Here is a 12,761-nt window from a genome sequence, read left to right as displayed (position 1 = left end):
GCTATAGAAAATTCCTCAGAATTTTTATAACTCATTACTTAAAAAGTTCATACTCGTCTGTGAAAAAAATCAATTCCGATAAAAAATAAAAAAAGCTCCTAGAAAACCTGGCAGCGACCTACTTTCCCACACGTCGAGGTGAAGTATCGCAGAGGACATTACCCCTCAAAAGAGAAAAACAGGTTATCGTGAAATTCTGGCCCAACAATTTCTTGAACAATAAACGGGGTTTTTCCCTGAGGACCACCAACAGTAACCGAACCATTTTTTGACACCAGTGCATCTGAATAAACATTAATTTTTACAGGTAGTACTTTTTTCATTTCTTTATTTGGTCCAAATTCTTCAAAAAAACTAGCCTCTTTTGCAATAGTTGTTAAAATCAGTTGACCCCAGATCGGTTCTCTCTCCTCCCCCCCCATAATTTTATAAGCAGCCTCAAAGACATACGTATATTTTGTGCATGGACGATGCGGCCCACTACCACATAGACGACAACTCTCCTCAAACAATTGCGTGGTTCTTGAAGCCACTTGATAGAGAATAGGGTAAGGTCCTTCTACCACCCAATTGGAGAGTTTCTCTTCCATAATGCGTTTGAAACTATTTTTTTTCACAGAGAAAATCCAATCCCTACCATCAAATCTTGAAAATAGCATCCCACCTATATGTTCAGAATAAAGTCCATCAATAGGAATTACAGAATCACCATAATACTTAGAATAAAGCATATCACGCAGTTGATTGGTGGTTGGGACATGAATCATAGATCCATGGACATCCTTAGAGACCATTACCTCATCAAATACAGGATGGGATCTATGTACTTCAGCCCTTGGTGTTTGTGCATCTTCTCTTTCTGCTTCCGCTCCATAAGTTGCGGCGCTTACACTAAACAAAACAAGAACAAGTAAAAAATTTTTCATTTGATTTTTCCTTTGTAAAGGGTGGTTATATTTTGTATATCGTGAATTAACTGCTCCCACAAGATAATCTTTTTTCTTTGCCACCTCAAACAAATTTGTAATTGGATTCCACCAAAACCTCGAACGTAACATCCATCCGAGAAAGTACATTCGGCATATCAAGGGAAAGAATAAAAAAAGCTCCTAGAAAACCTGGCAGCGACCTACTTTCCCACACGTCGAGGTGTAGTATCATTGGCGCAGAGGACTTTCACGGTCGAGTTCGGGATGGGATCGTGTGTAGATTCCTCGCTATAACCACCAGGTTATCTAGGAGCTTCCTTTATTGAAAAGGAAACAAAAGAGAAAACACTATTTTTTGAAACGATTGCTGAAATTTTATTAAGGGTTGTTTTACTTAAAACGACTTTTTAATAGAACTTAGAATACATATTACTGTACATGAAGATCAAAATAAAGCCGATGGAGATATTAGTACTGGTTAGCTTCACATGTTGCCACGCTTCCACACCCAGCCTATCAACGTCGTGGTCTACAACGTCTCTCATAGGAAGAACTAGTTTTTAGGTGGGTTTCCCGCTTAGATGCTTTCAGCGGTTATCCCGTCCGTATATAGCTACCCGGCGATGCTCCTGGCGGAACAACCGGTACACCAGAGATACGTTCATCCCGGTCCTCTCGTACTAGGGACAAATCCTATCAATTCTTCAACACCCATGGTAGATAGGGACCGAACTGTCTCACGACGTTCTGAACCCAGCTCACGTACCACTTTAAATGGCGAACAGCCATACCCTTGGGACCTGCTTCAGCCCCAGGATGTGATGAGCCGACATCGAGGTGCCAAACCTCCCCGTCGATGTGGACTCTTGGGGGAGATCAGCCTGTTATCCCCGGCGTACCTTTTATTCGTTGAGCGATGGCCCTTCCATACAGAACCACCGGATCACTATGACCGACTTTCGTCTCTGCTCGACTTGTCAGTCTTGCAGTTAAGCAGGCTTATGCCATTGCACTCTACAGCTGATTTCCGACCAGCCTGAGCCTACCTTCGCGCGCCTCCGTTACTCTTTGGGAGGCGACCGCCCCAGTCAAACTACCCACCATACAGGGTCCCAAAGCCCGATTCAGGGCTCCTGGTTAGATATCAAAACATTCAAGGGTGGTATTTCAAGGACGTCTCCACTCTAGCTGGCGCCAAAGCTTCATAGACTCCCACCTATCCTACACATGAACACCCTAATACCACTGTAAAGTTGCAGTAAAGGTGCACGGGGTCTTTCCGTCTAGCCACGGGTACTCCGCATCTTCACGGAGAATTCAATTTCACTGAGTATATGTTGGAGACAGTGGGGAGATCGTTACGCCATTCGTGCGGGTCAGAACTTACCTGACAAGGAATTTCGCTACCTTAGGACCGTTATAGTTACGGCCGCCGTTTACTGGGGCTTCAATTCGGAGCTTGCACACCTCCTCTTAACCTTCCAGCACCGGGCAGGCGTCAGACCATATACATCGTCTTTCGACTTAGCATAGTCCTGTGTTTTAGATAAACAGTCGCCACCCCCTATTCTGTGCCACCCATTTCTGGTTGCCCAAAGATGGGTACCCTTTCTTCCGAAGTTACAGGGTCAATTTGCCGAGTTCCTTCAACATATTTCTCTCAAGCGCCTTAGTATATTCTACTCATCCACCTGTGTCGGTTTAGGGTACGGTCATTTACGTCTGAGCTATTTCCTGGAAGATTTTCACTGCCTTTCCAATCCAATTAGGAAAGACACCTTACAATCTTCGTCACTTCAGACTGGTCAAGGAATATTAACCTTGTTCCCATCGATTACGGCTTTCGCCCTCACCTTAGGGGCCGACTAACCCTGCGCGGATTAACCTTGCGCAGGAAACCTTGGACTTTCGGCGAGCATGTTTCTCACATGCTTTGTCGTTACTTATGTCAGCATTCTCACTTCTGATATCTCCAGAATACGTCACCGTATTCCTTCGCAGATTTACAGAACGCTCCGCTACCACTTTAAGAATCACGATAGATTCCTAAAATCCGCATCTTCGGTGCATCATTTTAGCCCCGGTACATTTTCGGCGCAGGACGGCTTAACTAGACTAGTGAGCTGTTACGCTTTCTTTAAAGGATGGCTGCTTCTAAGCCAACCTCCTAGCTGTCTTGGCCTTCCCACATCCTTTCCCACTTAATGATGACTTGGGGACCTTAGATGGCGGTCTGGGCTGTTTCCCTTTCGACCACGGACCTTAGCACCCGTAGTCTGTCTGCCAGAGTATACTCATCGGTATTCGGAGTTTGGTTAGGTTTGGTAGAGATTGCTCCCCCCTAGCCTATCCAGTGCTCTACCCCCGATGGTAACCCTCTGACGCTATACCTAAATATATTTCGCGGAGAACCAGATATTTCCGAGTTTGATTAGCCTTTCACTCCTACCCACAGATCATCCACAGCTATTGCAACAGCATATGGTTCGGTCCTCCATTACGTGTTACCGTAACTTCAACCTGTCCATGGGTAGATCACCCGGTTTCGGGTCTAATCCCTGTAACTCAATCGCCCTATTCAGACTCGCTTTCGCTGCGCCTACACCTATCGGCTTAAGCTTGCTACAGAGACTAACTCGCTGACCCATTATGCAAGAGGTACGCCATCACACCTTAAAGGTGCTCTGACTGATTGTAAGCATTTGGTTTCAGGGTCTATTTCACTCCCCTTCTTGGGGTTCTTTTCGCCTTTCCCTCACGGTACTAGTTCACTATCGGTCATTAAGGAGTACTTAGGCTTAGAGGATGGTCCCCCTATATTCAGACAGAATTTCACGTGTTCCGCCCTACTCGAGCTCTACAAAAAGACATTACTTCTACGGGACTATCACCCTCTGTCGTTCATCTTTCCAGATGATTCAAATTGTTCTTTTCGTAAAGGCTGGCCTGGTCCGCGTTCGCTCGCCACTACTAACGGAGTCTCGTTTGATTTCCTTTCCTCCGGCTACTTAGATGTTTCAATTCGCCGGGTTTGCTTCCTGGTCCTATGTATTCAGAACAGGATACTGCAGTGTGCAGTGGGTTCCCCCATTCAGAGATCGACGGATCAAAGGTTGTTCGCACCTCCCCGTCGCTTATCGCAGCGTACCACGTCTTTCATCGCCTCTTAATGCCAAGGCATCCACCAAATGCTCTTAAAACGCTTTATTGAGACTTCATATACAGTGATATGTATTCTCACGCTTCTGTGTATCGAGAAATACACAGAGATACGTTTCGTGTTTCTTTGCTTTTTCTATTGCTAGAAAAATCTTGGAAAAACTTAGTGTTAACTCTTTTGTTTACAATTTCAATGAACGACTCTACCAAAGCAGAGCTCAGGAACCTGTATAGAGAATCCCCCGACATTCGTCAAGGAGTTTCTCAATCTTTTTGAAATTTCACAACACACGTCTCTAAGGGTCAGAAATGTGCTACTAAATTAGGGTTGAAAGCAACCGGGTTTAAGGATATGACTCCACAAGACTCTAACCTGGAAAGTAAGATATGAAATTTTTCTTAAAAAAATCAAAATTGATAAAAAACTTAATCATGATCCTTTTAATAGGGGGTATCTCCTTGGCCCTCATCAACCGCTATCAGTATTTCCTATGGGCGACGTTTAATGAATGCTGCACTCGGTGGGAGTTTAAACTCCCCCAACCCAAAGAAGAGTTTATCATCCGAAGCGAAGGCGTTGATCTTCCACGCGTGCTGGAGCGCCTCTTAACCCTAGCCTTTCCTGAATATAAAATTACTTATAAAGAAAACGCGCGCGCTCCCCATTTGCTCATCACCGGATATTATGGCCAATCAGAAGAGTCGTGGGATCAACAAGCCGTACGGGCGCCTTACTTCGCCCTTTCCATCGAAAACAAAAGCGTGCGCTGGCGGCGCTTTCGAGCCACTGGCTATCCCTTCGCTGAATTCGTCAGCCGCAAAAAAGAAACGGATAATTTTATCTTTCTACCCTTCTTTATCTATGCCTATGATTCTCTGAAGGACATTTTAGAAGAGGCCATGCGCCAAAGGCCCACAGCAACGCCAAGAAGCCACCAGGTTGCTTATATAGCCAGTGATTGCACCCCCGAACGCGAGGGGATCTTCCATGCATTACGTCAAAGACTGGGTGGTGACCAAGCCATAGGAATGGGGCAATGCTCTACGACCCCCGGACACAAAGCACCAGGAGGATACGGAGATCTGGACGCTCTTTTGAAAGACTACAATTTTGTGATCGCCGCCGAAAACCGAGACTACAAAGGATATGTGACAGAAAAAATTATTAACGCCTACAAAGTCGGCGCCATTCCCATATATTGGGGAGACGCTGACACCGTCCGGGAATTTTTTAACCCAGACTCTTTTATGGATGTTACTCAGTATGCTTCCTTTGAAGAGCTGGCAGATGCTGTTGTTGCTCTCACAAAAGAACCCGCTGAACTTCAGAAAAAATTGCGAGTACCGCTGTTCAAAGACAATAAAATTCCAGACTTTTTATTGATTAATGAAAAACATCTGACCCCTGAGGCTGAAAAGATTTTAAAAGAAATGGCCAAACGATTCCGCAGGCTCTATGACGAATATGTGGATAAAAGAAAAAACCGCCAACCTTATGGCAAAGCCCTTGATTGGTCGTGGGAGTCGTTGTCGTAAACCTATGACGCTTTCCTAACATCCCGAACGAGGCAGCAGCCCCCCAAGTTTAGGGTTTCCTTCTTGCTTCTCTTTGATAAAGCCACCAATGCAAACTAAAGAAAATACTGCAACCGTCCCAAATAAATGAGTTCACAAGAGAGTGGGTGGAATCATGCTTAAAGTCCTTAATATAGACTTCTTTTTCTTCTTCTCGATGGCGGGTTATTTGCGCCTCCGTCCAACCATCTATTTCTTTACGGTCCATGTCAGAAAGACCCCTACTCTTCTTTCGATCTAAAAATCGTTCATTTGTATCAAACTTCCATACCTCTGATCGGTTTTCAAAGAAACTTAAATTCACAATGTCTATCCTATAAGAGAAATTAAAACAAAAAGGTTTTTTAGAGATACGTTCTAGAGACTGTTCCTAAGGGGTGGAGGTGAACGAGATCGAATCGATGACCTCTTCCAGTCTCCCATCTTTATTATAGGGCGCTATCTTCCAACCGTCATTCAGAAAATGGCTAAAAAGGCCTTTAGAACCCCAAAGATGGCCAGCCCCTATAACCACTCCCATTCCATTTATCATCCTTTCTTTTAGTCGACGAAACCAGTTTGCGTTTTCCACATATACATTTTCGTCTTCCAAAGGACCTAGTGCCCCCTTCAAATACTCTATTGCCCCAAAAACTATATTCGGGTGATTAAGGAACCCTCCATACCTCATGCTTTCCTGCAAAAGAAAACGAAATTCGTCAAGACTATCATCTTCAGAAAAATCAGAAATTAGCCTTCTAGGATCCAAAAAACCTTCTTCTAGACCTAATAATAGGAAAGACGGTTTCTGTTCCTTAGCTGTCGATACGAGCTGATCATCCATTTTTTCTTTGTTGTAAAAATGTTTATACAAGCTCGGCATCATACGAACATCTGTTTTCATAACCTTCCCCATGTCCACTGGAAGGCGCTGGAGGTATCTCTGTTCTTCTGGACTAAGGCGATCAACAAACTCTAGGAAAGCAGGCTCATCAACCCCCTCCTCCACAGAAAAGGAGTCTTCTTCAGATCCTCTCCCTTCATCCGCCAAGACAGAGTATCCCTTAAATTTTTCTTTGATAAAAGGAGGGAGAATTTCTAAAGGAAGGAGATGGTATGATCCCAAAATATCAAAACTCGTCTTTTCCTTAGAGACCTTATAAAAATAAGGGACGACAAAGCCCTTAAAGATCTCAAGTTTCCCCATCAGTTTGCCAATCCCCGTCACATCATCTACCAGCGTCAAATCAGCCCACTGAAGATTCAAAGATTGCCCTGCTTGGAAATAGTCAATTTGAGAGGCAGAAAGCGTCACCGACCCCCCATTTTGAAGACGCGTAGAAATAACGTTGAGTTCTGTTTGATCAGATTCCACTGCAGCGGAGCAAGCTGAAACAACACCCACAACAAACCAAAATAGTATCATTAAAATATATGACATCTAAAACCCTTAATCTTTAACAACTATATAAGGAGAATTTTAAGTTATTCAAGAGAAAGAAGAACTTATTCAAAGTATTGAGCTTTAAGTGGTGGAGGTGAACGGGATCGAACCGATGACCTCCTGCGTGCAAGGCAGGCGCTCTCCCAGCTGAGCTACACCCCCACTAAAGGATTTTGGGATCGAAGGGCTATGGTGGGCCTGGGAAGACTTGAACTTCCGACCTCACGCTTATCAAGCGCGCGCTCTAACCAACTGAGCTACAAGCCCACAACCATCTTTGGAGCGCTGGTGGAGCTAAGCGGGATCGAACCGCTGACCTCTACAATGCCATTGTAGCGCTCTCCCAGCTGAGCTATAGCCCCATGACATACCACAAAATAATCAGGACCTTCATAACTTGCAAGCATTTTTTAAAATTAAGTTCATTTTCAATGAGATTCTTCCCAAAAAACTTTAGAAAAACCGGCTTTAAGAGCGTTATCTCCTTGTCTCAGTGCGAGGGCTACGTTATGCTCTACAAAGTTGAGTTAACAGAGAAAACAAGATGCACTCCCCACAATATGTGAAAAAAACAAAAATCATCGCCACGCTCGGGCCAGCGAGTTCCACCCAAGACATGATTTCTGCCCTGGCGCTGGCGGGTGTTAATGTTTTTCGATTGAATTTTTCCCATGGCACCCATGAAACCCATGCCGCCAACTTGAAAATCATTCGCGAGGTAGAATTAAAACTGGGGACTCCTCTGGGCATTTTAGCTGATTTGCAAGGCCCCAAGTTTCGCATCGGTAGTTTTGAACAAGGCAGCATTCACCTGAGAGGGGGACAAAAATTTACCCTAGACTTAGGGGGCGACCTTGGCACCTTAACGCGTGTTTCTTTCCCGCACGCGATTGTCTATCCTCACCTAAAGAAAGACAGTAAAATTCTGATTGATGACGGCAAGATTCAATTAAAAATCACCAAGGTCACGGCCAAAACCATTGAAACAATCGTTCAAACGGGTGGCCCTCTCTCTGATCATAAAGGCGTCAACATTCCAGAAGATAGGATTCCTTCTTCTGCACTGACCGACAAAGACCTGAAGGATCTTAAATTTATTTTAACCCAAGATATTGATTTCATTGGGCTCTCTTTTGTGCAGCATCCAGATGACATTAAGACACTTAAGAAGCATGTTAAAAACAAAGCGCAGATCATTGCCAAGGTCGAGAAACCCCAAGCGATTCAGTATTTGGATGAAATCATTACTGTGTCTGACAGCATCATGGTTGCCCGCGGAGATTTAGGGGTGGAATTTCCCCCCGAAAATGTGCCAGCCCTGCAGAAAAAGATTGTGAGGCTGTGTCGCCTTCATGGGAAACCTGTCATTATTGCAACCCAAATGTTGGAGTCAATGATCAAATCTCCCATCCCTACTCGTGCGGAGGCGTCAGATGTGGCAACCGCTGTGTATGATGGCGCAGATGCTGTCATGCTGTCAGCCGAATCGGCTGTCGGAGACCATCCCCTGGAAGCAGTACAAATAATGGCAAAGATCATCCGGAATGTAGAGCAGGATTCTTTCTATCCCAGACTCCTAAAAGCAACGATGCCCATTATCGAAAACACTGTCTCTGATGCCATTACGTCTGCAAGTCAGCAACTTGTCTATGATCTCGATGCCAAACTGATTATCACCTTTACCGCCACAGGAGGAACAGCGCTTCGGGAAGCTCACAAACGCCCCCCTTGTCCCATCGTAGGACTCACTGAATCCAAGAGTGTGGCACGAAACCTCACCTTAACCTGGGGAGTCTTTCCTGTTCTCCTGACAGAAAAGGTATCTGATTTTGAAGAGCTTACCCAAAAAGCGCTCTCCATCGTCCAAGACTACAAACTAGCTCCAAAAGGTGCTCGTATTGTTATCACCTTTGGTGTTCCCTTTGGTAGACCAGGCACGACAAATATTATAAACGTGGAAGAAGCCAAATGAGCAAACAAATTCTCTTTGGGCTTCACACCGTCAAAGCGGCGCTGTCCAATCCACGTCGCAACCATAAAGCGCTTTATGTCACCTCTAAAACCCACCCGTTGATTAAGGAGCTCAAGGATAATGTCCCTCCTGTCAAAATTATCTCCCTCAAAGAGCTCGAACAAAAAATACCTCCCCAAAGTGTGCATCAGCAAATTGTTTTGGAAACCACTTCTCTTCCTTCTCTCTCTATCGAGGAAATCTGCAGTCATCCAGATGAAGAAGCAACGCTAGTCATTTTAGACCAAGTCACAGACCCCCATAATGTGGGAGCCATTTTGCGTTCTTGCGCTGCTTTTAACGCGACGGCATTGATTCTGACAACGGATCACAGTTCTGGTGTGAATAGTACAATTTTAGCCAAGACGGCGTCCGGCGCTTTGGAAATTATTCCTCTCCTTGAAGTGACCAATTTAGCCAGCACCCTAGATTTTCTGAAAACAAAGGGATTCTGGTGCTATGGGCTGGATGAGGCGGGGTCAGCGGTTTTGGGAAAGATAAAATTAGATGGAAAAATTGCTTTAGTCATGGGGGCCGAGGGGAAAGGCCTCCGTCGGCTAACAAAGGAAAAATGCGATCAGTTGATTCGTCTGCCTACCAACCCAAATTTTCCGACCCTCAATGTTTCAAATGCACTTGCCATTTCTTTGTTTGAAAAACAGTCTCAATCGAATTAAATTAAGATTCCACCCCCAATGTGGGTTTGGGTTTTTTACCGCCTGTTAAATCCTCAAAGAATGATTTCAGAATATTCGGAGCAATCACCCCCAAAGGATTACTTTTGATATCTGGGTTTTTAATATCTCCCTTCGCTGTATAAGAAACGGAGAAAAGTCCTTGGTCTTTTTCGCCGGTCAGCAAGGTTCCAATGAGAGGGATTTTCCCTAACAGTTGGTTTAAAAAGTTGGCGGGAACCAACACCCCCTCTAAATTTAATGTCTTCCCCTTCAGATCCATATATCCTTTGGCTGTAATGCCAATGGCACTGTTCATCATATGCGCACGCCGCAAAGCGATTTGCTGGTCTTTATATTCAAATTTGGCATAATTATCCGTAAAGACAAGGCCATCCCCATTTAGAGCCCGCACCAAACCCTCGATGGAAATCAGACTTAAAAGCTTTGCAAATCCAGGTGCATTAAGAATTCTCAGCTGTTCGATAAACAACTTACCTTTAATAGGACTCTCTAAATCATTGAGAGGTTTTGATGCCTGAATTTCCACTTTCTTAGACTTGATATGATTTGAAATATCTAACCCCTCTAAGAATGTGTCTAAGCGCGGGATTTCTACTTCAAGCACCATCTCGTCTTGGTGGGGCTCGTAACGAATGGAAAAAGGACTCCCTCGATCGTCTCCGCTCACTTTTAAGAAGTGAAGATCATCTTTCCTTATTTTGCTAATGATTTCTAGATTTTTGTAAACGTAGTTTTGTTTGAAAAACAATGTGTTAACCTTCAAATTGAGATTCAAAGAAACCCCGTCTTTTTTCTTTTCCGGATCTTGCAGCGATTGCAACACACTCAACACAGAGTTAAAGTTTAAAAGAGGAACCTTGGCCACTACGTCCCATATTCCATTTTTCATCACAGCCCGTCCCTCACCCTTTAGTCCATTGATGAGAAGCGGTGAAAAATAAAGCTCAGAAACCTTGCCCTGATCATCAAATCTTACATTGCCTTGTATTTTTAGCCCCTTACTCATGAAGGACAATTGCTTAAATTTATAGATGCGGCTATTCTTCGTTTCTAGATCAATCTCTAATTTAGCGGGTTCTCCCTTAGATTTTCCCCAATTAAGGAGAGGCAACACAACACTTGCGTTGGTAAGATCCAAATCTAAGTCTACCTTTGTAACGCCTTCTTTGTTTTCTTCTGAGGCAAAAGACAGGACGGCGTCGCCCCCCTTTTGGGTCTGAATGTGAGCCTGAAGAAAAGGAGGCAAAATATCCAATAGTCCTTTAAAAGCACCGGACCCTTTTACTTTTTTTCTACTTTTAATAGATGCGCCTTCTTGATAGTCTTCCTCCCATAAAAAGGAAGATTGAAATCCTCCCACGTTCCCCGTTCCAGAAACTTTCAAAATATCCTGCTTCTTATACAGTGTTAAATCTGTATTTTTCAAAACCAGATTTTGATCCCCATATTGGAAAGAAAAGCTCCCCTTCTTAAGAGTTGCATCTATATCAACCACCACCTCTTTAGGGGACGTCTCCTCTTTGAGAGGAAGAGACAAATGAACAGCCCCTTTAACTTGGCCTGCCCCGGCTTTCATTTTCCCTGGCAAGTATTTTTTGAAGAAATCATGGGTCATATACCAAACAAGCGTGGGAAAAGGGCCTTTGAAATGGATGTCTCCCTCTAGGTGTAAGGCTGGTTCTTGAAATTGGGATAAATTCAGAGGAGAATCCATTATTTTTAAATCTTTTATATGAGCCTGGTGCACAAGAATGGAGGCTGTTTCTTTATTAAAAGACACATGTGCCCGAAGGCCTTCTATGACAGGCAGTCTCTTCAGATAGAGAACCGATGCGCCTTCCACATCCAAGTCTCCTTTCCTGTCTCCCAGCACAGAGCTGCCATCCTTCTTATTTTGGAAGACAAAGTTCAAATTAATATTATGAGCAGTCCCCTTTAGAAGAGAGTCAAATACCCATTTTCTAATATCTTCTCCCACAGTCAAGGGCCACACTTTGGGTAAAGCCTCAACAGTCAAACGGGGAGACGTAAGAGTCAAAGAAAACTGGTCACGATCTTTCTGTTCTGCTTTTACGAAAACAACGTAAGGGGAAGACGCTAAAGAATTAAATTTGATTGTTCCATTCACAAAAAAGGTTTCTGCTTTAGGAGACTGATTGAAAATTACGTCAATAGTGAGAGGCTCTTGATAAAACCGAGTATAGTCTTGAAAAAAAGTTGGCACAGGTAAATCACTAGGCACAATTTTTTCACATCTTATTTCGCCTGACACCTTTTGAGACTCAGAATCAACACGCCCCTCTAGTTTAAAGTCAAAAGGATGCGGCATCCCCTTTGCTAAAAAGCCTGATAATCGAAACGTAGTAGATTTGGAAAGTTTTAAGATATATAGATCTGCCCGATTAATTCGATGGGGGGTACCCTCATAGTAAAAAGAAATTTGAGCCCGGGTTAATTCAAGGTATTTAACCGGAATTCTATTGAAAACGGCATTCAATTGCGCTCCCATAGAAAGAGATTCTGGTCCGGTTTCTTCTGGGGATGCCCTCGCCTCTGGGTTTACCACTACATCCGGCTCTTCAAAACGAACGGAAGAAATCCTTAGATCCCCCCTCACAACATCCCACAAGTTCCACGTTGCAAAGAGCTTAGGCGCTTTAATTTCTATCTCCTTCGTTTTAAAGTGGACATTTTGCAATTCCAATTCAGGAATCGTATAGAATCTACCGGCTCTTAAAAAAATCTCTGAAAACTGAATGGAGTCGGGGATGTGTCGCAGGATGGGGGAGTGAGCCTCAAATTTAATGGGGCTCAAAGAGAGGCGCCAAAGCCCCGCCAACCCAATTAAGACAACGGTAGAAAGAATGGCCAATAAAAATTGGAAGAATTTTTTTATTTTACTTTTCATATGCTTAACAATACGCCATATTGCATCTGAAACGTAACACAGCCTTAAATAAAAACAT

Annotated in this window: 8 protein-coding genes, 3 tRNA genes and 2 rRNA genes; 4 read left to right on the top strand and 9 right to left on the bottom strand. The window is 43.9% G+C overall.

Features of this window, described 5'->3' with window-relative positions:
• Positions 1 to 158: 158 nt before the first annotated feature.
• From A2621_01285 to A2621_01275, 3 genes are all read right to left on the bottom strand, one after another.
• Entirely contained in the window at positions 159 to 1,019 is an 861-nt protein-coding gene (locus tag A2621_01285; GenBank protein ID OFW89536.1) for a hypothetical protein, read from the bottom strand.
• 97 nt (positions 1,020 to 1,116) lie between these two features.
• A 5S ribosomal RNA gene (gene rrf, locus A2621_01280) occupies positions 1,117 to 1,231 on the bottom strand.
• A gap of 141 nt (positions 1,232 to 1,372) precedes the next feature.
• Positions 1,373 to 4,139 (bottom strand): 23S ribosomal RNA (locus A2621_01275).
• A gap of 19 nt (positions 4,140 to 4,158) precedes the next feature.
• On the opposite strand from A2621_01275, the gene A2621_01270 reads away from it, so the two are divergent.
• Together A2621_01270 and A2621_01265 are read left to right on the top strand one after the other, a co-directional pair.
• On the top strand, positions 4,159 to 4,365 hold the full coding sequence (locus A2621_01270) for a hypothetical protein (GenBank protein ID OFW89535.1): 207 nt from the start codon (positions 4,159 to 4,161) through the stop codon (positions 4,363 to 4,365).
• A gap of 110 nt (positions 4,366 to 4,475) precedes the next feature.
• Positions 4,476 to 5,624, top strand: coding sequence for a hypothetical protein (locus tag A2621_01265; protein OFW89534.1), 1,149 nt, complete (start codon positions 4,476 to 4,478; stop codon positions 5,622 to 5,624).
• Between the two features lie 49 nt (positions 5,625 to 5,673).
• Here A2621_01265 and A2621_01260 read toward each other — a convergent pair whose 3' ends face one another.
• The 5 genes from A2621_01260 to A2621_01240 form a co-directional block, all read right to left on the bottom strand.
• Complete coding sequence (locus A2621_01260; GenBank protein OFW89533.1) at positions 5,674 to 5,967, bottom strand: hypothetical protein; 294 nt, start codon at positions 5,965 to 5,967, stop codon at positions 5,674 to 5,676.
• 66 nt (positions 5,968 to 6,033) lie between these two features.
• Positions 6,034 to 7,083, bottom strand: coding sequence for a hypothetical protein (locus tag A2621_01255; GenBank protein ID OFW89532.1), 1,050 nt, complete (start codon positions 7,081 to 7,083; stop codon positions 6,034 to 6,036).
• 89 nt (positions 7,084 to 7,172) lie between these two features.
• Positions 7,173 to 7,248: transfer RNA gene (locus tag A2621_01250), tRNA-Ala, on the bottom strand.
• Between the two features lie 28 nt (positions 7,249 to 7,276).
• A tRNA-Ile gene (locus tag A2621_01245) sits at positions 7,277 to 7,353 on the bottom strand.
• Positions 7,354 to 7,372: 19 nt separating this feature from the next.
• Positions 7,373 to 7,448, bottom strand: a tRNA-Ala gene (locus A2621_01240).
• 182 nt (positions 7,449 to 7,630) lie between these two features.
• Between A2621_01240 and A2621_01235 the strand changes: the two genes are divergently transcribed.
• A complete protein-coding gene (locus A2621_01235) occupies positions 7,631 to 9,058 on the top strand; it encodes a pyruvate kinase (protein ID OFW89531.1) in 1,428 nt (475 codons plus the stop codon).
• Positions 9,055 to 9,774, top strand: a complete 720-nt coding sequence (locus tag A2621_01230) for a 23S rRNA (guanosine(2251)-2'-O)-methyltransferase RlmB (protein ID OFW89530.1) — start codon at positions 9,055 to 9,057, stop codon at positions 9,772 to 9,774. The genes A2621_01235 and A2621_01230 overlap by 4 nt, the downstream gene beginning before the upstream one ends.
• Before the next feature lies 1 nt (position 9,775).
• Here A2621_01230 and A2621_01225 read toward each other — a convergent pair whose 3' ends face one another.
• Positions 9,776 to 12,703: a hypothetical protein gene (locus tag A2621_01225; protein ID OFW89529.1), complete on the bottom strand. Its 2,928-nt coding sequence runs from the start codon at positions 12,701 to 12,703 to the stop codon at positions 9,776 to 9,778.
• Between the last annotated feature and the right edge of the window lie 58 nt (positions 12,704 to 12,761).

Source organism: Alphaproteobacteria bacterium RIFCSPHIGHO2_01_FULL_41_14, assembly GCA_001767855.1.
In the GTDB taxonomy this organism is placed as follows: Bacteria; Pseudomonadota; Alphaproteobacteria; order UBA7879; family UBA5542; genus 2-01-FULL-41-14.
This window is presented reverse-complemented; position numbering and strand designations above follow the sequence as displayed.

Bases quoted from the DNA above. Each gene is read 5' to 3' on its own strand.
- A2621_01270 (OFW89535.1), top strand. From the start codon at position 4,159: ATGTATTCTCACGCTTCTGTGTATCGAGAAATACACAGAGATACGTTT.
- A2621_01265 (OFW89534.1), top strand. From the start codon at position 4,476: ATGAAATTTTTCTTAAAAAAATCAAAATTGATAAAAAACTTAATCATG.
- A2621_01255 (OFW89532.1), bottom strand. From the start codon at position 7,083: ATGTCATATATTTTAATGATACTATTTTGGTTTGTTGTGGGTGTTGTT.
- A2621_01235 (OFW89531.1), top strand. From the start codon at position 7,631: ATGCACTCCCCACAATATGTGAAAAAAACAAAAATCATCGCCACGCTC.
- A2621_01230 (OFW89530.1), top strand. From the start codon at position 9,055: ATGAGCAAACAAATTCTCTTTGGGCTTCACACCGTCAAAGCGGCGCTG.
- A2621_01225 (OFW89529.1), bottom strand. From the start codon at position 12,703: ATGAAAAGTAAAATAAAAAAATTCTTCCAATTTTTATTGGCCATTCTT.